Source organism: Microbacterium sp. CPCC 204701 (assembly GCF_004010105.1).
Classification (GTDB): Bacteria; Actinomycetota; Actinomycetes; order Actinomycetales; family Microbacteriaceae; genus Microbacterium.
Genome location: NZ_RRYE01000562.1, coordinates 1 through 1,416, shown reverse-complemented (window position 1 = coordinate 1,416; position 1,416 = coordinate 1). Strand labels below are relative to the sequence as shown.

At 72.2% G+C, this 1,416-nt stretch carries 2 protein-coding genes and 1 pseudogene; all 3 read right to left on the bottom strand.

Annotation, left to right across the window (positions count from 1 at the left end):
- A pseudogene (locus EIO58_RS17880) lies at window positions 1-464 on the bottom strand (quinone-dependent dihydroorotate dehydrogenase); the annotation flags it as partial.
- The gene (gene nrdR / locus EIO58_RS17875; protein WP_127820551.1) at window positions 464-952 is read right to left on the bottom strand and encodes a transcriptional regulator NrdR; all 489 of its coding nucleotides are present in this window, start codon (window positions 950-952) and stop codon (window positions 464-466) included. The gene nrdR and the pseudogene EIO58_RS17880, both read right to left, overlap by 1 nt.
- Before the next feature lie 33 nt (window positions 953-985).
- Window positions 986-1,416: histidinol dehydrogenase (locus EIO58_RS17870; RefSeq protein ID WP_205789383.1), on the bottom strand; the 431-nt coding region annotated here is incomplete at its 5' end.

Here is a 1,416-nt window from a genome sequence, read left to right as displayed (position 1 = left end):
GCGACGTCGACGACGCGGCTCTTGCCGATGTTGACGCCGAGCACCGCGCGCCGCGACCGGCGGCGGAGCGCCCGCAGCCGCGTCGCGGCGGCCTCGGCGCCGTGATTGTTGAAGCCCATGCGGTTGACCACGGCACGGTCGGGGATGAGACGGAACAGGCGCGGGCGCGGGTTGCCCTCCTGCGGGATCGCCGTGAGGGTTCCGACCTCGACGTGCCCGAAGCCGAGCGCGTAGAGCCCGGCGGCGCCCTTCACGTCCTTGTCGAATCCCGCCGCGACGCCGAAGGGCGACTCGAACGAGAGCCCGAGCGCGGTGGTCGCGAGGCCCGGTGCCGGGCGGGTGATCGCGCGTGCCGCCCACGAGAAGGCCGGGACCCCCAGCATCCGGATCACCGCCATCGCCAGGTGGTGCGCGGACTCAGGATCCATGCGCGAGAGGACGGTGCGGAAGAGAAGGGGATACATCAGGCCTCGGCGGGCTCCGCTGCGTCCGACGTCGTGCGGCTCGCGTGATCGACGCGCAGCTGCTCGATGGCGGCTTCGAAGTCCTCCAGTGAGTCGAACGCCTGGTAGACACTCGCGAAGCGCAGGTAGGCGACCTCGTCGAGGTCACGCAGCGGGCCGAGGATCGCGAGCCCGATCTCGTTCGCGTCGAGCTGCGATGCGCCGGTCTGCCGGATGCTCTCCTCGACGGTCTGCGCGAGCACCGCGAGGTCGGCCTCCGTCACCGGTCGCCCCTGGCACGCCTTCCGCACGCCCGAGATGACCTTCTCGCGGCTGAACGGCTCGATCACGCCCGAACGCTTGATGACGTTGAGGCTCGCGGTCTCGACGGTGGTGAAGCGTCCTCCGCACTGCGGGCACTGACGACGGCGACGGATGCTGAGGCCGTCGTCGCTCGTCCGGGAGTCGATGACGCGCGAATCGGCGTGACGGCAGAAGGGGCAATGCATGGCAGTGACAGCCTATGACGGGAACCGGGCCGGTCAGTCCAGGAACCGGGCGGCGACGGCCTCGCCGTGGGCGGGCAGCGCCTCCGCCTCGGCGAGGGTGACGATGGCGTCGCGCACCGCGGCGAGGGCGTCGCGGTCGTACTCGATCACCTGCTGCGGGCGCAGGAACGTCGCCGCCGACAGGCCTGCGGCGTAGCGCGCCTGGCCGCCGGTCGGCAGGACGTGGTTGCTTCCCGCGAGGTAGTCCCCGAGGCTCACGGGCGAATGCGCGCCGACGAAGACGGCGCCGGCATGGACGAAGTCCTCGGGCCGTGGGTCGGCCAGGTGCAGCTCGAGGTGCTCAGGCGCGTGCGCGTTGCTGAACGCCGTCGCGGCGGGCACGTCATCGACCAGCACGATCGCCGACTGGGGGCCCGAGAGCGCCGCGGCGATCCGCTCGGAGTGCCGCGTCGCCGCGGCGCGCG

Excerpts from the sequence above, each read along its gene's own strand:
- nrdR (WP_127820551.1), bottom strand. The coding sequence starts at position 952 with ATGCATTGCCCCTTCTGCCGTCACGCCGATTCGCGCGTCATCGACTCC.